We start from the raw sequence: 20,391 nt of genomic DNA, 5'->3' as shown, positions 1-20,391 counted from the left end.
TTTCTATTCATTAGACATTTAAGGAAATGTTAAGGTTGTATTTCATTTAAGGAAAGATTCGAAAGGTATACTAGTTATACAAACAGAACAGGGAGAGGATTTAGGATGCTACCAATTGCAAAGCAGGAGTTTTGGCAATTAACGAAAAATATTAAATCGATTGTTATGGTTATTGTGTTACTTGCCGCATCGTATTATTTTTCAAAAAATGGACGTGTCTTTGCTGAATTTTTAGGCTATGGCAGTGACACAGATGCCGCATTATATGCTACAGGACTAATTATTATCGTTTTATTTTTAGGACCATTATTCGTCATGGCATTATCACATGATGTGATTAATCGAGAAGTTTCTAATCGAACAATTCGTTTTTTATTAACACGTACATCAAGTAATCGTATTATTTGGGGAAAGTTTATTGGGACAGTTGCATTTTGGGTTACTTGTATTGCCTTAGCCGTCATTATTATTGGCATTACATCGCATACCTTTAGCGGCGTAATTTTAGCAAGTGTACTATGCTTACTTATTATTGAAATTGCCTTCGCGGTCGTTTTATCGATTGTGATTCCAAAACCGCGTATGACGATGTTTTTGGGCATTGTTTTCGGAATTATGCTACCCATCTTATCGAACGTAGTAGAGTATACAGATAAATGGTGGGGCAATTTCCGCTACATTAGCCCAATGCATTATATTCAAGAAGAAAATTGGCAAATGATTATTTTACCAATTGCGGCAATCGTTCTTATTGTTGCGGCAACACAGGTTTTTAAACGAGGTGAATACTAATGTTACGTGTAGAGAAATTAACGAAAAACTACGGTAAAAAGCAAGTGTTGAATTCTGTTGATTTAACAGTTTATGAAGGCGAAGTTTTTGGTTTTTTAGGCCGAAATGGTGCAGGTAAATCAACATTCATTAATATTTTAACAGGGCTAGCTCAACCCACTTCTGGCTCAGTTACATTTTTCAATAATGAACAACTTTCAAATGATGTGAAAAAACGAATTGGTGTCCTACCAGATTATTCGATGTTTTACAATCATTTAAATGCGATTGAGCATCTGCGTTATTTTGCTGAAATCAGCGGAAAAAAAGTGTCAAAAGCAGAGGCACAAGCCATTCTTACAAAAGTAGGCTTAAAAGATGATAGTCGTACAAAAGTAGGGAAATATTCATTTGGGATGAAAAAGAAATTAGGCTTTGCGCAAGCAGTCGTGCATGATCCGGATTTTATTTTCTTAGATGAGCCAACATCTGGGGTCGATGCAGAATCGGCGATTGTCCTACAAGATTTCATTCGAGCGCTACAAAAACAAGGAAAAACGATTTTTTTAACATCGCATAACTTATCTGAAATCGAAAAATTATGTAGCCGCATTGCCATTTTAAAAGATGGTATCATTACAAAAATCGGTACCATTCATGAGCTGAAAACGAATGATACGAATGAAATGCACGTACGCATTAAGCATGGTGCTATTAGTCAGAATGCTAAAGATGCATGGTTTGACCAATTAAGTGCATTTGCACCGATTGTTGAACATAAACCGCAATTCACAACGGTGCAAATTCATGATGAACAACAAAATGCAGAGATTTTGCGTTGCTTCCATCGCTTTGATATTCCAGTATATCGCTTTGATATCGAAGAGAAGAGCTTAGAAGAAATATTTATTGATAATAAGCAAGTTGGCTAACAATATCGTAAAAGGAAGCGCATAGAAGCGGTTCCTTTTTTTATTTTTGAAACTAAATAGAAATCGTTTCGTATAATTAGTTAAAGGGGGAATAAAAATGTTTTTTGATGATACTATTTTATTTGATAGTGCGCCTATTTTCATCATAATTATTGCAGTCATTGTGTTTGGCTCTATTATCTTTTTAGGCGTTTCTAAATTGAAGGAGAACGTGGATAATAACAACGCTCCGCAACTTACCGTACCGGCGGAAGTTATTTCAAAGAGAACAGATGTACAAGGAAATCATTCCTATACGACGTATTATGCGACATTTGAAGTACAAAGCGGGGACCGTATGGAGTTGAAATTAAACGGTAAGGAATTTGGGATGCTCGCAGATAAGGATATGGGGATGCTGACATTTCAAGGGACACGATACATAGCTTTTGAACGACAATAGGCGTAAACGACAGGCTTTCAGAATTTTCCGAAGGCCTTTTTTGTTAAAAAAAGTATTTCTATACAAAAACATGCTATCATAAAGTTAATTTAATGTAGAAAGGAATGATCGATATGAAACAGGTAACTAAGGTGATTGAAAAGTAGTTTCTACAGCTCTTTTCAATCCATTCATATTAACTTTTGAAAAGAGGATATCCATGTATACAGACAAAGAATTAACGCTTCGCCCAATTGTTGAAGATGATTTATATCGCATTTGGGAGCTCATTTATAAGGACGCGCAGCCAGAATGGAAAAAGTGGGATGCACCCTACTATCCGCATCATACAAAAACATATGAACAGTTTTTAGAAACAAAGGAAAACTGGATAGGTGATGATAGCTACTGGGCAATTGAAGTTGAAGGTGTCATTCGTGGAACCATTTCGTATTATTGGGAGCATGAGCCATCAAAATGGCTTGAAATGGGCATTGTTCTTCAGGAATCGCAGTCATGGGGGAAAGGCATTGGGACACGTGCCTTACGCTTATGGATACAGCATTTGTTTACGACGATGCCACTCGTTCGTGTGGGCTACACGACATGGTCTGGAAATGAACGAATGATTCGAGTAGGTGAGAAGTTAGGCATGCAGCTAGAAGCGCGCATTCGCAAAGTTCGTTATTATGACGGTGTGTATTATGATTCGATTCGTATGGGAATGCTTCGGGAAGAATGGGAAGCAAATCAATAGATAACAGAAGCCATGATGATTGCGAAAGAATGAGTTGTATTTTTTAATTCATTTAGCCTTTTTTTATTCCTTTTTTTGGTATAAAATGAATTTGTAGATGTTTTCAACTAATTATACTAGAAAAGGAGTAGCATCAATGAAAAAATTAATAGGGGTCGCATTAACGGCGACATTAATGTTAGGTAGTGCGAATGTTGCGGAAGCAAAGGAGTCTCCCAAATCAGTTAAGACACTTGCTGTAAAAGGAAAGTTACCTAAAACAAATGGTGCCATTGGAACGACCTATCAAGCTTTAAAAAAGCAAGTGAAGGGTGGAAAATTATACGATTCTGAAATGGGAACGTACTACGCTTCTAAACATGCCACAACGATGTATTTCTTTAATCGATACACAAAATCTGATGTAACGAGTAAAACCAAGGTAACTGCAATTGATCGTACCTTTAAACAAACAAGTTTTACAAAAAAATTAACGCCAACTGTTATGTATCAAACTTTTGGGCAGTCGACATCTATCGGAGGGCAATTTTATGATAGTTATATTTATCGTGATGCTTATAAGGCAGGTAAATACTATTTAATGCATAAAAGTCGCGCAAATAATACAGTGACGCTTTCCATTGGTAAAAAATCAATGCTAGAAAATACATTATTATGGGCAAATGATTAATCATACAGTATGAAAAAACCATCTTTCTTCAGGAAGTCCTGAAAAAAGATGGTTTTAATTAATGTGTTGTAAATGTACCATTTGTGTAATCGATTGTGACACCGCTTTGCGTATTAATCGTATAGGCCGTTTCATTTAATGTTTTACCAGCATCGTTAATTGAGTAGGCGCGTATTAACACACCGCGAGGCATGATTTCATTTGCTTTGTAAATAGGGGTTGCTTGATAGAAAATTTTGGCTTGATGATTTGCGTAGATGGCTTTTCGCACTTTTGTTTCAAGATACGACATCCCACCCGCTTCTTTTGATTTATTCGTACCGACATTTTGAGAACGCGTCCCTAAAATTAAATTATGCGCTTCCATATCGCCACCAAGTGACCAGGCAAGTAAGTGACTCTTATTGTATAAATAACCTCGGTAGCCATCGAGCTGTAAAATTTTATTGTTGAGCTTCGCCTTTGAAGGACTGTACCAAACGCCTTTCTCTGCGTTGTAGACACCATCCACATATTCGCCGGCAATATGTGTCGCAGAACGGAAGGCAGGGCGTGCGATAACATCTGATGAATGAGCATGAACCCGGTCATAGGTCACAACCATTGTCGCCTCTGTTGGTTTTCCTTCACTATCCACTTGATAGTCAGGACTGCCATCGGTTTTATCAACAAATTGCTGCTGGTCATCTGTTAAGGCATCTTCACTTTTTAAGACAACGACATTTTCATTATATTTATCTGTTTCATCATTATAATTGATCAGATTGTCGTGATTTGCACTCGTTTTGGAATCCTTTGTAGAGGAGTCGTCGAGGATTTCTGTCGCAGCATCCAATACGCTGTTGACATCACAGGCGGCTAATAGCGAGGCTGCAAAAAACAAGCTAGCAACGGCTAGTAGCGATTTCTTTAGTTTTTTCATTTTTTTGATGTTCCCTTCGTAGCTGTCATTTTTCGAATTGCCTTTTTTATTTTAATATAATATGTAGCTTGATGCGAATTTCTTTTTTGGAGATTTCACAAAACAAAATAGCGTTTTATCTTTTTCTGTTAAAAAATAATATTTTTTTGAGTTAAACTAAAAAAAACATCGTAATTAATGATAAAATTTAAGTAGATAAAATGATGAAGTGAAAGGAGTTAGGGACTTGAAGAGGGCAATAGTAGGTGTAACCATTCTCCCATTAACAACATTGCTGTTAATAGGCTGTGATGAGGAGACAAAAAGTGCGGAAAAACTGCAACATGCAGAGCAAAAAGTTAATATGAAATCCTATGAAACAAAAAATACAGCAGCAAGACAAGTTGTGACAACTGCTTCTGTAGCAGAAAGTCCAGAACATATTTTAGAAAAAGAAGCAAAGGCAGTAAAGAATCGAACATTGGGCCAAAAGGCGGCATATATTATAAAGAAATATCCCAATGACTTAGAAGCGCAGAGTAGTCATATGGAAGGAATCGCGAAAATACATAAAGAAGCTTATAAAGAAGAGCACTATAAAGAATTCTTTCATACATTGCTAAGAGATTATGAAGATAAAAATTATAGACATGTAAAAAATCGAAAAGCGATGCTAGCCAAAATTTATATGGGACGTTTAGTGACAGATTATGCACAGGAAATGGATTTAAAAGTAATGTATAAGTTTAGCATTCGTTATACAAATTTATTGCAAGATTATTATTTAGGTTATAACAGCAAGGATAATTCCCGTTTGAAAAGTTATTTACGTGCAGATAAGCGTTCAGTTGATGATGCGTATCGAGATATTACAAATTTAGTACAACATAGCAATTAATTCGCAGCATGTCCGAATGGGCAAGCTGTTTTTTTATCATTTCTTCGCAGAATCCCCCTCCCTCAAGGAACGTAGTGAGGAGGGAGGGGATGAATGCGAACCCAATGATTCTGCCAGTACTAATTTGTTGAAAAGAACATCTGTTCCCGTTATACTATTCAAAAAAAGGAGGTGTCTGTCATGCCACATCAAGCGTATAAATTCCGTATCTACCCAAATAAAGACCAACAAGCGCTCATCCATCAAACCCATGGGCATTGTCGTTTTGTTTACAACCATTTTCTTGCGTTGTGGAATACTTCTTATAAAGAAGAAGGAAAAGGGTTGAATCGTTCCATTATGTCCAAAATGCTCACGAAAATGAAGAAACAAGAGGATACGGCATGGCTACGCAACGTAGATAGTGTGGCATTACAAGCCTCTTATGAAAATTTACTAGACGCTTTTCAGCGTTTCTTTCAAAAGCAAAATAACTATCCTCGCTTTAAAAGTAAAAAGAATCCCGTTCAAAGTTATACTACGAAGAATACGAATAACAATATTGCGATTATCGGTAATCAAATGAAGCTACCAAAACTAGGACTCGTAAAATTTGCGAAGTCACGTAATATTGAAGGTCGCATTATGCGCGCAACCATTAAATACAATGCGAGTGGTACGTTTTACGTGTCTGTCCAATGCGAAGTACCAGACTTTAAGCCATTGCCTCAAACAAATGAAGCTGTAGGAATTGATTTAGGTATCACCGATTTTGCGATTCTGTCTACTGGACGTAGAGTGGATAACCAACGCTTTACGGCTAAGATGGAGAAAAAGTTAAAACGTGAGCAGCGCAAATTATCACGTCGCTATGAGCAAGCGAAAAAAGAAGGTCGTAACCTACGTGAGTGCATGAACTACCAAAAGCAACGTCGTAGAGTGGCTCGTTTGCGTGAGCGTGTCGCGTTTCAACGAGAAGATTTTTTGAATAAACTGTCAACGGAATTGATTCGTCACTATGACGTCATCTGTCTTGAAGACTTAAACACAAAAGGCATGTTGAAAAATCATAAGTTAGCGAAAGCGATAGCGGATGTGTCATGGTCTGAATTTGTGACCAAGCTAAAATATAAGGCAAAATGGTTCGATCGAAAAATTGTCGAAATCGACAGATTCTTCCCATCGAGCCAAATTTGTCATGCCTGTGGTCATCGAGATGGCAAGAAACCATTAGCTATTCGTGTGTGGACTTGTTCATCTTGTGGTACGACACTAGACCGAGATATTAATGCAAGTAAGAATATCTTAATCGAAGGGTTAAGACTTTTAAAGCAACAACCGTAGGAACTACGGGGATAGCCTACTAAAAAAGTGAAGCCGCTGTTTCAAGCAAGTGGAAACAAGCAAGCACTGTTCGTAGGAATCTCCCACTTCAAGCAACGTTCGAAGAACGGCTAAGTGGGGGTAGTTCAACTATCTTTTGAGTATTTAATTCGCTACTCCCACTAAGATTTACGCTTGATAGTGGACTTAAACTTAAAGTAACTACAACACCTAAAAATACAATTATCCAATGGCCGATTTTTTTCATCAAACTCCTCCTTTAAGACAAGGCTGCAGTAATTTTAACATAGTAAGATGGTTATTAAACTACATAATTAATAATGTTCTATAAGAATAAAACAGTTACTAATTATTTTCACCTTAATAAAGAGAGACTTAAATGAAGGAGCAAAAGCCAATGCAAATAAAACCGACACCAACTGTAATTACAGCATGGATTGCGAATTATGTACCAGAGAAGGATGTATTCTTTTTAACAGAGGAGCAATACAAAAAACTAACGAATACGTTCGCCATTCTTGCGATGCCTATTGATGAGTTTTTCAATCATAGTACCTATAACCAAATTCACTACACGAATAGTTATGAATACTGGAATATAAAACGAGCACAGTACGTGATCATTGCGGAAAGCGGTTGGATCGAGCAATTATCAAATGCTGAAAGAACAAAGATTTTAATGGCTCAACTTCAATGTGAGCGAGGTATGACCGTTCCCCTTTCATTTATTCAAAATCGCCAGGATGTGCCAGCTGATTATATCCATGATGGTCATGTTATCTTGCAACGAGCTATGTGGGAAAAAATGAGCTCGTCCACTAAGGTGCAGCTACTCGAAACAATGGTATATGAGTGGTGGGATAAAGGAGAATGTAAAGAACTTCCTGTGAATGCCCCGATTTTTCTACGTGAATTTGCGAATACATTTGGTACAAAACAAGGGTCAAATTGTTTAGCAGCAGTACTTTATGCTGTTACAGAAGGAAAATGCTCCTGGATTATTGATGAATGGATTCATCAAAATACATTTTTAGAAAAGCTTAAACAATGCCACTATCAAAATATAGAAACAAAGACTTTAGTAAAAGGTGACGTAGCTGTTTGGCAAGATACAGATGGTGTCATACAACATGCGGCTTACTGTATTGGAGAAAATCTATTTTTCAATAAGCATGGTCAAACCATATTTAATCCTTGGAAAATTCTTTCGAAATCACAGTTAGACAAGGAATGGAGCCAATTAAATATGCTTACTTATAGGGTGATTTAGTAACTATAAGAGTGACATTGCGTGCAAATAGTGTTCTATTTTAGAGTGAAAGTAGTTGTAAATAAATAGGAAAGCGATTGTACAACAGAAGTTTGGCGATGCAAGTGTACTTTCATATGAAGAGATTGAAACGCCAAAAATCAAAGACCAAGAATGTTTAATTAAATCAACTTTTACGAGTATCAATTATGCAGATATTAAAACACGTATTGGAAATAAAGGAACAGGCAATTTCCTTTTAATTTTAGGTTTAGACGTTGCTGGGACAATTGTTGAAACGGATACTAATTCGCCTTTTTCGATAGGGGATCGCGTCATTGCTTTTTCTAAAAATGGTTCATATGCAGAATATGTGATTGCAAACGAAAAGTTAGTTTTTAAGATTCCAGATAGTTTGTCATTTGAACAAGCTGCAGCCATGCCAACTGTATCAATTTTATCGTACATGCTGTTACATGAAATCGGACAAATAACAAAAACAGATGTTCTTGTTATTCATAGTGCTGCTGGTGGTGTTGGTTCGATGCTCGTACAATTGGCAAAATTAGCAGGTGTTGAAAAAATCATTGCGACAGTGGGCAATTTAGAAAAAGCGAATTATGTGAAAAAATTAGGGGTAGATGTGGTATGTACGTACGAAACGTTTAAAGAGGAAGTGTTAAAGCAAACGAATAATGAAGGTGCGAATGTCATTTTTGATTCGGTTGCGGGTGATATTACAAGCGAGAGTTTAGAATGCTTAGCTTTATATGGCACACTTGTTCAATTTGGTAATAGTAGTGATAAAGTGGGTACATTTAAAACAAGTGATGTTCATAGTAGCTGCAGAAATATTAAGGGCTTTAGTCTAGGGACAACGAGAAAATATCATCCCGAGCGATTAGCGCCAATTGCAAAAAAAGTAATCGAACTATTCGATTCTAAACAGCTCAATCTACCGATAGCGCACATATTTAAATTAAGTGATGCAGCAGAAGCACATCAACTAATTGAAAGTCGTAATTACGAAGGGAAAGTTTTACTTAAAGTTTAAATTTTGAGTGCAGTAAGAACTTATATAATATGTAAAAAAAGTCACGAATAAATGATCGTGGCTTTTCTATTTAATATCACGATGCATGAAAGTACCTAAGAAAAAGTGTTATCGGTGGTTACGGAATTTGAGAGATTTTGTTTCCTAAAAAGCGGATTTTAGATGTATGATTTATAATTAATACACATAAATTCAGGAGGTTTTTTTATTGTATAGTCCAAAATGGAGTAAAGCAAAAAAACGCTTGAAAAGCTTCACCTGTGAATCTTTGCGTTCAAGAGTAGACTTTCAAGTGATTAATTATCGACATGCTCACGACCAACTGGGTAGAGCTGTCATTACAGTAGATAAAATAGAGAAGTTAAATATGTGTACAATCACAGCAGAGCGAGAGGAATATTACCGAGAACGATCAATTCAACAACAGTTTGATGATTTTGACTCCGAAGACCGAGTGAATATTTTAGACATTCAAGAGCAAGCGTATCAACAATTGAAAGAAGAAGCCATTTACGGACAATACGATTTCTTTTCTGCATTAGAAATATATTTTGACATGTCAATTGAGGAATGTTTACAGTCAAATGACATTCTGCTTAAAATATTATGTCTTTTGGACAGACGTGTTGGAAAAAGAACATTACTAAGGATGAAGGACACAATGACAAATGAACACATATTAGTACAAGACTTCTTTAAAATACGTTGTGAAGCAGAAAATATAAGATTAGCAGTATAACTTTTCCAAATGTCGTTTTTGGAGGCTCAATCGAATAGGTAGGACTATTTTTTGTATTAGTTACTTTGGGAACATTATATAGAGATTAATAGAAGTTTAAGATAACATCGGTATATATTCGGTAAGATGAAGGAGTGGTTAAGATGCCTTATGTACATGAGTTTGGAATAATTGAGGATATAGAAGAAATAGAAGCAGAAGACAATGGATATTACCCTAAAATAGGTGATTGTATAACCATAGATGGAGATTTTATTGACGACTTATGTAATACTGATTTTGGTGAAAAAATAGAAAAATTACAAACATTCGCAAATAGCCCAGATAGACCGTATAATGATCTCTGCTATTACGGAATAACATTGATACCACCGAGTTCTCATACTTACTTTTTAAAAATTGTGAGTGAGGCAAATGATAAGTACAAATCGGAAGAACTTGAACAATTGATGGTGAAAATTGAGGAAGCAATAAAAATGGATAAATGGATGATTCATTTTGGTGTTTAATTGTCTCTAATAAGCAAAAAAAAGCAGCCTGATTGGTCTGCTTTTTTTGCTTATATATTCAATTAATTAAGATAAAAGTTCACGGATATTATCAATATAATCTGAATGAACATAACCTACTTTTCCTTTGTATACGACTTGGTACCAAGGAGAGTTATAACCAGCATAGCTGATTTGAACATCTTGATTGTTTTTATACGTACCAATGATTTTTGATTTCGAGCTTTTAGAAGCACGCACGTTTAAATTTACACCTTTGCTTGTATTAGCTGAACCAAGAGCAATTACAGCTGGTAACTTCGCTACATATTGTTTACTTACATAACGTTTTTTACCTTTATAAAGGACTTGATACCAATTTTTGTTGTAGCTTTTAATAACTTTTACTTTGGCATTAAATGCATATTTTCCAACTACTTTAGATTTCGTGCTCGCACTTGCACGAATATTTAAGCTTCCTGTTAAATCTTCAAAAACAGCGTATTTTGTTGTAGTAGATACTGCTGCCTGAGCACTTGTAGCAGAAAGAGTAGAAGCTGCAACAACAGCGGCCATAGTTAATTTTCCAATATGTTTCATATAATAACGCATCCCTTCAAATTTCGTTCATAATACAGTATAACACTCATATATTAGAATTATAGTTAATATATTACTATTTTTATATAAATTTCATGTTTCGAAATATATATTTATTTAATTTAGTTGCGCACATTAAGTAAGTATTATTTGGATATTCAAAATAATTTACTCAATGGCATATAGTGCTACTCACCAATTTACAGAGGAAGTTACGCTTATTTACTTAGTTTAATAGTTCAATCTTGCTGCCCAAAATAGATTATAGAAAGGAAGGATGACACACAGACCTAAAAATGTAAGTGATATTGAAAAAGCTATTGTATGATTAAGGTCAGCTGAATAATTTAAAAGTGCTTCATTTGCGAAGATTAGGCAGATAAAGATACAGAATTGAAGTAGTATCACCATTTTTTGAGAGCGTACAAATTGAGTCGTTTTATTTGCTTCTGTTAAATTTATATAATTCATCTTGTGAGGGGATTTAATAAGATATTTAATAAGTAAGTTCATGAAATACCATATAAGAAAACTCAAAAATAGTAAGATGAATAGTACATATTTAGATCCCCATTGATCTGGCGTATCATTTGTAAAATGAATTGCAATTTTTGATGGTATCGTAGACCAAAGTGAAATTAAATTAAAAAAATGATAGCCAAAAACGATTATTGCTAGTAGTAAAAAAGTTAACCTGAATTTACTGATTGCCAATTATCAACACCTCTATTTTACATTATTATCCATTATAACATTAGTATGTTCATTATTAGTTGTAATAAGCATACAAAATAAGTTTCAAAAACGTCGATTTGGTATTTTTTATTTATTCCATTATTTACATTTATTGTTTTTTATTTTAAACTGTATTTAGATGATTACCTAACTAACTAAATAAGTGTGGTGACAAAATGAGCAATGATGTATTTAAAGCTCTAGCAGACCCAACAAGGAGGGAAATACTTGATAGACTGAAAGAAAAAGATTTAACAGCTGGTGAAATTGCTGATTATTTTTCAATTAGTAAGCCAAGTATTTCACATCATTTAACAATATTGAAAACAGCAGGGTTAATAACACAAGAGAAAAAGGGACAATTCATTTATTACTCGTTAAATACAACCGTTCTTCAAGATATTTATAGCTGGATATTAAAACTAAAACAGTGAGGAGAGACAGAAGATGAAATTCTTTATAGTTTGTATTCCAATCGTTAGTATGTTGATCGCTATATTTACATCAGATATTTATGTAGAGGACTTTATCGCAAAGTGGGTGCTCCCGATTTGTTTAGTGCTTACGGCTATTACTTCCGTTATAACAGCAAGAAGTCAAAAAAATAGCGGCTCTAAAAGCACCATTCTCTTAATGACTCTTTTAAGCCAATGTGTATTGATTACATTCCAAATTAGTTTTATCTTGTTAGAGAAGCCAATAGAAATAACGAATGATGTTTATGCGGGGATAATAGTTGGGATTATGATGTTCATTTTAGGTAATTTTATGCCACGTACAAAGCCGAATGCTGCATTTGGGTTAAGATTACCGTGGACACTTTCAAATGAAATCGTTTGGCGAAAATCAAATTTCTTTGCAGGCTATCTGTTGATGTTAGCTGGAATACTTGCGATTTGCCTGTCAATTTTATTTAAAGAAAATACAGAGATTATCATTTTATCCGTAGTGCTATGTATCGTTATTATTGCTACATTGGTTTCATACGCATACCACAGAAAAATGTTAAGTGTATCATAAATTCATCTAGGAAAAAGGGAAAGCCACGAATCAATATTGATTGTGGCTTTTTTAGTTAATACTATGATTTGTGGAAGTGTATAAGACTTTATTTTCTATTATTTTCGTGAATTTTTTTATAAATATATACTTCATTATCTGTAGAAGTTGAATTAGTAATAAGAGTAATTAAGAACATTAACACGCCAAATAAGATTAGTGCCGCTTTGTAATAGCCATTAAATAATAAAATAAAAATAGATACAAAAAGCGATATAAATAATAAAACGAAACTTAAAAATATAATTAATTTTTTCTTTTCCACCAAATACCTCCTGATTTCTATTTAAAATATTACAAAAAAATACATAAATAGCATTTTATATATTTATTATATCAAATATGATTTTTTTAGGTCGCAAAGAAGGTTAAATAAACGCGCCTAAATTATAATTTGGGAAGCTCACATTTCCTTCATTTTAAAGAATCAAATGAAATATTATATCTAAGAAATGTATAAAAATTAAATGAATTAGATCAATTATTAGATGACTTCTCTAATTAATACTATGATTTTGGAAAGTACATAAGAAAAAATGATGTTGCTTTCATCCATAAATTTTACTTAATGTATTTTTTTGGTATTATAAAGTGAGTAAACTTAGATGTAGGGAGATGATGAACAGATGAAAAAGAAAATTGCTATCCTATTAACAACGGTAGCTATTATTGTTTTGGGTGGTTTTATTTATTATGGCTTTTTGAATGAGGATAATCAGGATAACGACAGCATTATGATAAATAAAGATGGGGAAGTAGTAGACCCGATTAGTAAGGATAGCGATAATATGGGACATGAATAGCAGGAGACGTTTTCTTTAGAATCAATGAGCTCTTAAGCAATTAGTTAATGAAGAAAAAGAAAAATTCTTAAAAGAATATGGAAATTTTTATTTAAATTTTAATACATACAAAAATAAATAGTTTAATAAACAAGCCACAATCAATATTGATCCGTGACTTTTTTGTTAATACTATGAAGATTACAAATTAAAAGTCGGTATTAATTATGGTTATGCTTAGAAAGGAGAAAGTAAAAATGGAAAAAGAAGACTATGAACAAAAGAGCGTTTTTGATGAAAATCACTATCAGTTTAATAACCTAGAAGAAATGGAAATGGAAGAATTAACGCTTTATTTTGAAAAACAATTAATTGAATCGAAAGATGGGGAAAAATTCTTAATGTCTTTGGTAGATTTCCCAATCTATATGCATTTAGAAATATTTGATTTCGATGTACAAGAAATAGGGAATTTATTTACTTCTGGCAATAGTACATACACCATCCAAAAGTTAAAAAGTGACACATACCATTTCGAAGCTAAGATTGACGACAATGAATTGTTTATAGAAATGCTGGGGTATATGACTGCTTATGCGGGCTACGGGCGATTGAACTTTTATACAAATTGTAATACGTGTTTTAAGAAAGAAATTATAGATGAAGAAATTCAATTCGATTTGCTTGATTCCAGTAACTTTATGTTAGTTACAATCAAATATGATGGAAATGTTTTGAGTATAGTAAGTGGAAAAAGTGAATTGAAAGAAATTAGAAAACAACTCGAACACCTAAATAATTATGAATAGCTCATACGATCCGAGCTTAGCAACTCACAAAAAAACTCGTCTACTTACCGATTGACTGGCTCTTTGGAATCGATTACTTTAAATGCTACTCAGGTCTTAATTGTTTTAAACTGCATTATGATAACATCTATTCCATTAATAATGATTATTTATTCGAGATTGATATAGTAAATATGTAAGATTGTAGTGATAGAAAATCTTAAGAATAGAGCTATTTTTTTAGTTTTTTAAAAAAATAGTGAATATGAGGTGTCGAAAATGTGGGAACAGCATTTAATTGAAACATCAAGAGGAACATTTGAGGTCTTTGTAAAAGGAAGTGGAACTCCTCTTTGTATTACGCACAATTATTCATCCTTTAACACTTCAGGAGATTATTTTGCGAACACATTTATAGAAAATCATCGTGTATTTTTAGTGAATTTAAGAGAGTGTGGTAATTCTCCAAAAGTAAAACACTCGTATCAGCTTGGATTATTAGAAACTGTATTTGATTTAGAAGCGATTCGAGAAGGTTTAGGGTTTGAAAAATGGTCCTATGCTGGACATTCTACTGGGGGAATACTTGGTATAATTTATGGCATTTATTTTTCTGAATCACTTAATTTTGAAATCATTGTCGGAGCAGCGGCTAGAGATTATATGACTTTTTCAAAAAATTGCATTTATAATAATGAGCATCCACATTTTGAAAAAATGCAAAATCTATTCAAATCACTTAAAAATAAAAATCTTTCCGTAGACATACGTAACGAATTGAAAATTGAACGTACAAAGCTATCTTTATATAGCCCTAATAAATACGAAGATTATTTTTCATTAAATATAGCAAAAGATATGTCAGCCAGTAGATTAAATTTTTTTGATAGAGAAATTCAACTATTTGACGTTACTAGAAAACTAAAATTCATTTCAGCGCCTACTCTAATTATTTGTGGTAAGTACGATGTTCAATGTCCAGTAGAATACTCGATTGAAATGAATGAATTAATTTCGACATCCAAATTAGTTATTATGGATGAAAGTAACCATTATCCCTTTTTAGAAGAAAAAGAACGGTTTTTAAAAGAATACCGAACTTTTCTTGATGAAATAACCATTTAATACATATGTGTAATAAAAAACCACGAATCATTAATTGAAGTGACCCCTAAAAGTTAGACATGGCTATTTCATTAGGCAGCTTGGATAAACTGAGTTCGGCATTGTACCGGGCTCAGTTTTAATTTTGCCTTAATGCGTTTCGTGTTGTAATAGTATATATAGTTTTCTAGTTGTTGCTTAAAGTGTTCTACACTTTCAAATTCCTTTAAATATAGGAATTCAGATTTTAGTATGCCAAAGAAATTCTCCATTACGGAATTGTCGTAACAGTTACCTTTACGTGACATACTTTGAATAATGCCTCTGGATTCAAGCGTATGACGATATTGTTTCATTTGGTAATGCCAACCTTGATCCGAGGTTCTGGTCGATTCATCTTCTTTACTAAATTGTAGTATGTGCTACGTGGAATTTCTGCGAATGCCACAAGCGCTTTCACCGGGTATTCATGCCTTAATTCATAGATGACCTTTACTTTGTCTTCTTTGGTGACTTTTCCTTGACTTGAACTAAGGCGTTCAACTTTTTTAAATACTCGTTTTCCATACGTAGACGGTCGATTTCGGCTTGAAGTGCTTCTGGTGAGCCTTCTACTGGTGTCTGTTTCGGTTGTTCGTTTCTTTTTTCATGGATGGACGCCCCTTTTTCTTTGACTGAAGGGCATCGAATCCTTGTGTTTCATACTGTTTTCGCCAACTACGGATTGTAGATGGAGCAGCTATATTAAATATAGCTGCTGTTTCAAGTAAGGACGTACCATGTTCAATCATGTAATTTAGTACGTCTAGTTTAAACTGTGCTGAACAATTTGTGTACCGTTTTACAAACGCTTTTACACCATGATACTCATATTGTTTCACCCAATTTTGAATAGCTTTATGATCCGTTCCAATCGTTTTAGCAATTTCACGCAAACTTTCTTTGCCTTCTAAATCGCTTAAAGTAGCCTGTAATTTTTCATTCGCTGTAAATTTCGCCATATAAAAACTGCACCTCCAATTGTTAGATGTATCTAACAATTGGGGTACAGTTCAAACTTTTGGGGTGCTACACCGATTAGGACTTTTTTGTGATGTGATGTTTTGTAGGTATTAATGGTAGTTAAGCATTTTTTTGATTAATAATTTTTTTGAAATAAAAATTATTAATCTTACCAAAAAATAAAAAATAATTATATTAAATACTAAGCCGAGTAAAGGAAAGGTATAACTTATTGTTAGAATGGATAACTATCCAATCAAAAGGAAATCCGAGATAATTTGCATCCGGGTGTTTTTTGATACCCACGATAGAAGTTACAATAATTGTGAGTATAATACTGAAAACTAGCAGTATTATATTAGTGTTTTTAGATTTTTTAATCAGATTTACACCTCTTATGCTGATATTTTTAATATAGTAATATACAAATAGAACTTAATAGTACAATGAAAAAATTCGTTTTACCACTTTTAGGTTCAATTATATACAAAAAAGCCATAGTCATTATTAAAATAATGGCCATGGCTTTTTATACAATATTATTTAAATCGGATTAGGCGTAATGAGTTTAATATTACTAATAACGCAGCCCCTGTGTCACTTAAAACAGCCATCCATAAGGTTAAATTCCCTGTAAAAATCAGTATTAATGCAAGGGCTTTAATAGCAATTGAGAAGATAATATTTTGCTTAATAATCGTTAAAGATTTTCGGCTTAATTGCATCGTATGTGGTAATTTCTCTAAATTATCAGCCATCAAGACAATATCTGCTGTTTCCATTGCTGTATCTGTTCCAGCTCCACCCATGGCAATACCAAGATCTGCTGTAGCTAATCCTGGGGCATCGTTAATACCATCACCTACCATTGCTACCTTTTTACCTTCTTGCTGCAATTGCTGAATTACTGTTACTTTATCTTCAGGTAATAAATTCGAGAAGATACGCGTCACATTCACCTGCTGTCCAATTGTTTTTGCTGCGCCTGCATTATCACCTGTTAGCATCACAGTTTCATCAATACCTGACTGCTTCAATAAGGTTAGAGCTGTCTTCGAGCTTGAACGAATTTGATCTGATACCGCAAACAATGCTAGTAACTCTTTACTTGAGCCAATTAAAACAACTGTATGACCTGTTTCAATTAACTCGTCAATCACTGGTTTATAAGAGGTAAAATCGATTCCAAGCTCTAAAAATAACTTTTCATTTCCTCCAAAATACATTTCTCCTGTAACTGATGCTTGGACACCTTTCCCAACGATATTTTTGAATTGTTCACCGAGTAAAATTTCTGCACCTAACTGTTTGACATATGTCGTAATGGCACCTGCAATTGGATGTGTAGAATAAGCTTCTAATGTGTAGGCAAGATTACGCACCCATTGCTCATCTTTTACTAAATAATGAACGTTTGTCACAGCAGGTTTACCTTCAGTTAATGTACCAGTTTTATCAAATGCTACGGTATTAATTTTTCCGGCAATTTCCAAAAATGTACCGCCTTTAATGAGTACACCATGTCTTGCTGCATTGCCAATGGCTGATACAATTGCTACAGGTGTTGAAATGACAAGTGCACAAGGACAAGCAACCACTAATAATTCTAATCCTTTATAAAACCATTCTGAAAATGCACCAAAGCTTAACAATGGGGGAATTACAATGACTAATAGTGCTGCGATAAACACAATTGGCGTGTAAATTGCTGCAAATTTATCGACAAACGCTTCAGTCGGTGCTTTCTTTTCCTGTGATTCTTCGACTAAATGAATAATTTTTGCAATCGTTGTATCTCCCACAAGTTTTGTCACTTGTACTTCAAGTGTTCCATGTTCATTAATTGTACCGGCAAAAATTGCGTCGCCAATGTTTTTATCTACGGGAATCGATTCACCTGTAATTGGTGCTTGGTTAACACTTGATTCACCTTTTAAAACTTCTCCATCTAATGGGATTTTTTCTCCAGGTTTAATGACAATTGTTTCGTGTAAGCGAATAGTACTTACATGTTTTTTTACAAGATTTGTATCAACTTTTACCCAAGCTTCAGGAGGCACTAAATCCATTAAATTTGAAATGGATTGCCGTGTTTTTTCAATTGAGCGTGTTTGTAAATACGTACCAATTGCAAACAACCAAACAACGGTTGCACCTTCAAACCATTCTCCTATCAATATAGCACCAATCGCGGCAGCACTCATTAGTACATTCATATCTAGTGATTTACTCTTAATAGCATAAAAAGCACTTCGTACAGGCTTATAACCACTAATCACAATGACAAGTGCAAATAGCATCGTTGGCACCAACCCAGGGACATTTGTATACGTTAATCCAAAGCCTGTTACTACTAATATTGTAGAAGCAATCATTGCCCATGTATCCTTGGCTATTTTTTTAGAACGGGGGACGTCCTTCTTAACAAGTGTAAATCCAATTTTCTGTATTTCTGATGCAAGCATGTCATCTGTTAAAGTATGCATTGCTTTTAGTTTTCCTGTAGAAAATTGAACGGTGGCTTCTGTCACTTCAGGCAAGGTCAATAAATGATTTTCAATTGATTTTGCACAGGAAGAACAGTCCATTCCTTCTATAGTATAGGTTTTAAGTGCGCCTATATTCGGCTGTTCGATTGTAAAACCTAGTTGTTCTACCGTTTTAGCAATTGGTGCTAAGGAAGCTTCGGAATGCATATTGACGCTCATTTTGGCTGTACTAAAGTTTACTTGCACATTTTGTACACCTGGTAAGAGCTGTACACCTTTTTCAATTGATTTTGCACAGGAAGAACAATCCATTCCACCAATACGGTACGTTTTTGACAGCATCGATTGATCTGCTGGCAGTGCATCTTCTTGAACTTGTACTTCAGTTGAACAACAATTCTTAACTTTCTTCGTAGGCTCTATCTGTGAATCCTCTGCTGAGCAACATGTCGATACTTGCTCTACTTTTGATTCTAACTTTGTCGAACAACAGCTTGTAGAATCTGTGTTCTTTCCATTCTTTGTACTCATTCTCTCCTCCCCTTTCTTAATCCACGTGATTTTGACAACATGCAACATCATTTTCTACATCTTCTAATACAAGATCAAACATATCCAAAAGCTCATGAATTTTAGCGTTACGTAAACTGTAATACACATATTTTCCTTCTTGACGACTAACAATTAACCCGCATCCCTTTAAACAAGCAAGATGCTGTGAAATGTTCGACTGATTTCCATTTGTTTCCTCAACGATTTGTGATACAGTTTTTTCTTCAAATTTAATTGCTTCTAAAATTTGTAAACGAATTTTATTAGAAAAGCCATGAATAAACTTTAATTTTGTCTCCATCGTTGTAATTGTCATAAAGTTACCTCCACTCAAAACATATTAGAAAAAATTAATATGTTTATCATATTACATATTACTAATATGTTTGTCAAAAAAATAAAATCAAATTGAAGTTTCAATAAACTCCCTGAATATTTTATTCTATGATTAAATCCAGCTTACGTAATGTTTTCTGAGATTTTTTCCATCAAATTAATACTAGAAAAATAATGCTATATTCAAAAATGAATAAAATGGGATATTTTAGGGGAGAATTAAATGTATACTAAAACACCAGTGTTTCAAGATAAAAAACAGATTGACTGTCCAATAATTATCCTATTGTCAATAACGCCTCTAAATTCTCCGATAATATCGGGATAAAATTCCCCATTATAGAGTTAAGTAGTTAAATGATTAGCTGGGAATATCCCAGCTTTTTTCTTTTCTTTCATACGGTAAGATTCACCTTTAATATTAAATGTTACTGAATGATGTAATAGGCGATCTAGGATCGCTGTAGCTAAAATAGCATCTCCAAAAACGTGGCCCCATTCAATGTAAGACTTGTTAGAGGTTAGAATCATTGAACCTTTTTCATAACGTTTTGAAACAATCTGAAAAAAGGTATTAGCTGCTAGCTCGTCAAATGGGAAATAACCAATTTCGTCAATAATTAAAACATCTGGCTTGCTTAATCTTTTAATCAAATAATTCAGTGTATTTCTGCTATCAGAGATTTTACACTGGGCCATAAAATCATCTGCTGTTATAAAACGTACGGAATATCCTTTTGT

The 20,391-nt window shown here is 34.0% G+C and carries 25 protein-coding genes and 2 pseudogenes; 17 read left to right on the top strand and 10 right to left on the bottom strand.

Features of this window, described 5'->3' with window-relative positions; all coding sequences use genetic code 11:
• The first annotated feature begins 105 nt into the window (after positions 1–105).
• The 5 genes from QI30_RS07870 (at position 106) to QI30_RS07850 (ending at position 3,551) form a co-directional block, all read left to right on the top strand.
• Positions 106–792, top strand: coding sequence for an ABC transporter permease (locus QI30_RS07870; RefSeq protein ID WP_126990390.1), 687 nt, complete (start codon positions 106–108; stop codon positions 790–792).
• A complete protein-coding gene (locus tag QI30_RS07865) occupies positions 792–1,703 on the top strand; it encodes an ABC transporter ATP-binding protein (RefSeq protein ID WP_126990389.1) in 912 nt (303 codons plus the stop codon). Before QI30_RS07870 ends, QI30_RS07865 begins: the two co-directional genes overlap by 1 nt.
• 97 nt (positions 1,704–1,800) lie before the next feature.
• Positions 1,801–2,145 carry a DUF2500 domain-containing protein gene (locus QI30_RS07860; protein WP_126990388.1) on the top strand — a complete coding sequence of 115 codons (345 nt, stop codon included), beginning with the start codon at positions 1,801–1,803 and terminating at the stop codon, positions 2,143–2,145.
• A 199-nt stretch (positions 2,146–2,344) separates the two neighbouring features.
• Positions 2,345–2,881 carry a GNAT family N-acetyltransferase gene (locus QI30_RS07855; protein ID WP_126990387.1) on the top strand — a complete coding sequence of 179 codons (537 nt, stop codon included), beginning with the start codon at positions 2,345–2,347 and terminating at the stop codon, positions 2,879–2,881.
• A 136-nt stretch (positions 2,882–3,017) separates the two neighbouring features.
• Entirely contained in the window at positions 3,018–3,551 is a 534-nt protein-coding gene (locus QI30_RS07850) for a hypothetical protein (RefSeq protein WP_126990386.1), read from the top strand.
• Positions 3,552–3,609: 58 nt separating this feature from the next.
• On the opposite strand, the gene QI30_RS07845 is transcribed toward QI30_RS07850, so the two are convergent.
• Complete coding sequence (locus tag QI30_RS07845) at positions 3,610–4,473, bottom strand: DNA/RNA non-specific endonuclease (RefSeq protein WP_126990385.1); 864 nt, start codon at positions 4,471–4,473, stop codon at positions 3,610–3,612.
• A gap of 226 nt (positions 4,474–4,699) precedes the next feature.
• On the opposite strand from QI30_RS07845, the gene QI30_RS07840 reads away from it, so the two are divergent.
• Together QI30_RS07840 and tnpB are read left to right on the top strand one after the other, a co-directional pair.
• Entirely contained in the window at positions 4,700–5,350 is a 651-nt protein-coding gene (locus QI30_RS07840; protein ID WP_126990384.1) for a hypothetical protein, read from the top strand.
• Positions 5,351–5,530: 180 nt separating this feature from the next.
• A complete protein-coding gene (tnpB, locus tag QI30_RS07835) occupies positions 5,531–6,673 on the top strand; it encodes an IS200/IS605 family element RNA-guided endonuclease TnpB (protein ID WP_126990383.1) in 1,143 nt (380 codons plus the stop codon).
• Positions 6,674–6,761: 88 nt separating this feature from the next.
• On the opposite strand, the gene QI30_RS20400 is transcribed toward tnpB, so the two are convergent.
• Positions 6,762–6,920, bottom strand: a complete 159-nt coding sequence (locus tag QI30_RS20400) for a hypothetical protein (protein ID WP_158620992.1) — start codon at positions 6,918–6,920, stop codon at positions 6,762–6,764.
• Positions 6,921–7,070: 150 nt separating this feature from the next.
• Between QI30_RS20400 and QI30_RS07830 the strand changes: the two genes are divergently transcribed.
• The 5 genes and pseudogenes from QI30_RS07830 to QI30_RS07815 all read left to right on the top strand — a co-directional run bounded on the left by QI30_RS07830 (position 7,071) and on the right by QI30_RS07815 (position 10,224).
• Positions 7,071–7,943: a hypothetical protein gene (locus QI30_RS07830; protein ID WP_126990382.1), complete on the top strand. Its 873-nt coding sequence runs from the start codon at positions 7,071–7,073 to the stop codon at positions 7,941–7,943.
• A gap of 61 nt (positions 7,944–8,004) precedes the next feature.
• A pseudogene (locus QI30_RS21225) lies at positions 8,005–8,322 on the top strand (alcohol dehydrogenase catalytic domain-containing protein); the annotation flags it as partial.
• A gap of 15 nt (positions 8,323–8,337) precedes the next feature.
• Positions 8,338–8,976 (top strand): quinone oxidoreductase family protein, encoded by a 639-nt coding sequence (locus QI30_RS07825; RefSeq protein WP_233600550.1) that lies wholly within the window; start codon positions 8,338–8,340, stop codon positions 8,974–8,976.
• Positions 8,977–9,166: 190 nt separating this feature from the next.
• Complete coding sequence (locus tag QI30_RS07820; RefSeq protein WP_126990380.1) at positions 9,167–9,715, top strand: SF0329 family protein; 549 nt, start codon at positions 9,167–9,169, stop codon at positions 9,713–9,715.
• 143 nt (positions 9,716–9,858) lie between these two features.
• Positions 9,859–10,224 (top strand): hypothetical protein, encoded by a 366-nt coding sequence (locus QI30_RS07815; protein WP_126990379.1) that lies wholly within the window; start codon positions 9,859–9,861, stop codon positions 10,222–10,224.
• Positions 10,225–10,290: 66 nt separating this feature from the next.
• On the opposite strand, the gene QI30_RS07810 is transcribed toward QI30_RS07815, so the two are convergent.
• Together QI30_RS07810 and QI30_RS21220 are read right to left on the bottom strand one after the other, a co-directional pair.
• The gene (locus QI30_RS07810) at positions 10,291–10,803 is read right to left on the bottom strand and encodes an SH3 domain-containing protein (RefSeq protein ID WP_126990378.1); all 513 of its coding nucleotides are present in this window, start codon (positions 10,801–10,803) and stop codon (positions 10,291–10,293) included.
• Between the two features lie 231 nt (positions 10,804–11,034).
• Positions 11,035–11,517 carry a DUF1648 domain-containing protein gene (locus QI30_RS21220; RefSeq protein ID WP_126990377.1) on the bottom strand — a complete coding sequence of 161 codons (483 nt, stop codon included), beginning with the start codon at positions 11,515–11,517 and terminating at the stop codon, positions 11,035–11,037.
• A gap of 197 nt (positions 11,518–11,714) precedes the next feature.
• On the opposite strand from QI30_RS21220, the gene QI30_RS07800 reads away from it, so the two are divergent.
• Complete coding sequence (locus QI30_RS07800; protein ID WP_126990376.1) at positions 11,715–11,972, top strand: autorepressor SdpR family transcription factor; 258 nt, start codon at positions 11,715–11,717, stop codon at positions 11,970–11,972.
• Between the two features lie 13 nt (positions 11,973–11,985).
• On the top strand, positions 11,986–12,558 hold the full coding sequence (locus QI30_RS07795) for an SdpI family protein (RefSeq protein ID WP_126990375.1): 573 nt from the start codon (positions 11,986–11,988) through the stop codon (positions 12,556–12,558).
• Between the two features lie 88 nt (positions 12,559–12,646).
• On the opposite strand, the gene QI30_RS07790 is transcribed toward QI30_RS07795, so the two are convergent.
• Positions 12,647–12,862, bottom strand: coding sequence for a hypothetical protein (locus QI30_RS07790; RefSeq protein ID WP_126990374.1), 216 nt, complete (start codon positions 12,860–12,862; stop codon positions 12,647–12,649).
• Between the two features lie 361 nt (positions 12,863–13,223).
• On the opposite strand from QI30_RS07790, the gene QI30_RS20395 reads away from it, so the two are divergent.
• The 3 genes from QI30_RS20395 (at position 13,224) to QI30_RS07780 (ending at position 15,292) form a co-directional block, all read left to right on the top strand.
• The gene (locus QI30_RS20395) at positions 13,224–13,400 is read left to right on the top strand and encodes a hypothetical protein (protein WP_158620991.1); all 177 of its coding nucleotides are present in this window, start codon (positions 13,224–13,226) and stop codon (positions 13,398–13,400) included.
• Between the two features lie 236 nt (positions 13,401–13,636).
• A complete protein-coding gene (locus QI30_RS07785) occupies positions 13,637–14,188 on the top strand; it encodes a hypothetical protein (RefSeq protein WP_126990373.1) in 552 nt (183 codons plus the stop codon).
• Between the two features lie 258 nt (positions 14,189–14,446).
• Positions 14,447–15,292 (top strand): alpha/beta fold hydrolase, encoded by an 846-nt coding sequence (locus QI30_RS07780; RefSeq protein ID WP_126990372.1) that lies wholly within the window; start codon positions 14,447–14,449, stop codon positions 15,290–15,292.
• 71 nt (positions 15,293–15,363) lie between these two features.
• Here QI30_RS07780 and QI30_RS21345 read toward each other — a convergent pair.
• From QI30_RS21345 to QI30_RS07760, 5 genes and pseudogenes are all read right to left on the bottom strand, one after another.
• A pseudogene (locus QI30_RS21345) lies at positions 15,364–15,654 on the bottom strand (IS3 family transposase); the annotation flags it as partial.
• A 228-nt stretch (positions 15,655–15,882) separates the two neighbouring features.
• The gene (locus QI30_RS21340; RefSeq protein ID WP_425475031.1) at positions 15,883–16,272 is read right to left on the bottom strand and encodes a helix-turn-helix domain-containing protein; all 390 of its coding nucleotides are present in this window, start codon (positions 16,270–16,272) and stop codon (positions 15,883–15,885) included.
• A 540-nt stretch (positions 16,273–16,812) separates the two neighbouring features.
• The gene (locus QI30_RS07770) at positions 16,813–19,293 is read right to left on the bottom strand and encodes a heavy metal translocating P-type ATPase (protein ID WP_126990371.1); all 2,481 of its coding nucleotides are present in this window, start codon (positions 19,291–19,293) and stop codon (positions 16,813–16,815) included.
• Between the two features lie 16 nt (positions 19,294–19,309).
• A complete protein-coding gene (locus QI30_RS07765) occupies positions 19,310–19,630 on the bottom strand; it encodes an ArsR/SmtB family transcription factor (RefSeq protein WP_126990370.1) in 321 nt (106 codons plus the stop codon).
• 365 nt (positions 19,631–19,995) lie between these two features.
• Positions 19,996–20,391, bottom strand: a 396-nt coding sequence (locus QI30_RS07760) for an ATP-binding protein (protein WP_158620990.1), incomplete at its 5' end; no start/stop codon positions are given.

Origin of the sequence: Candidatus Kurthia intestinigallinarum, assembly GCF_003991225.1 — a bacterium.
In the GTDB taxonomy this organism is placed as follows: domain Bacteria; phylum Bacillota; class Bacilli; order Bacillales_A; family Planococcaceae; genus Kurthia; species Kurthia populi.
The sequence above is the reverse complement of the archived record's forward strand: the minus strand, read 5'-3'. Positions and strand labels throughout refer to the sequence as shown.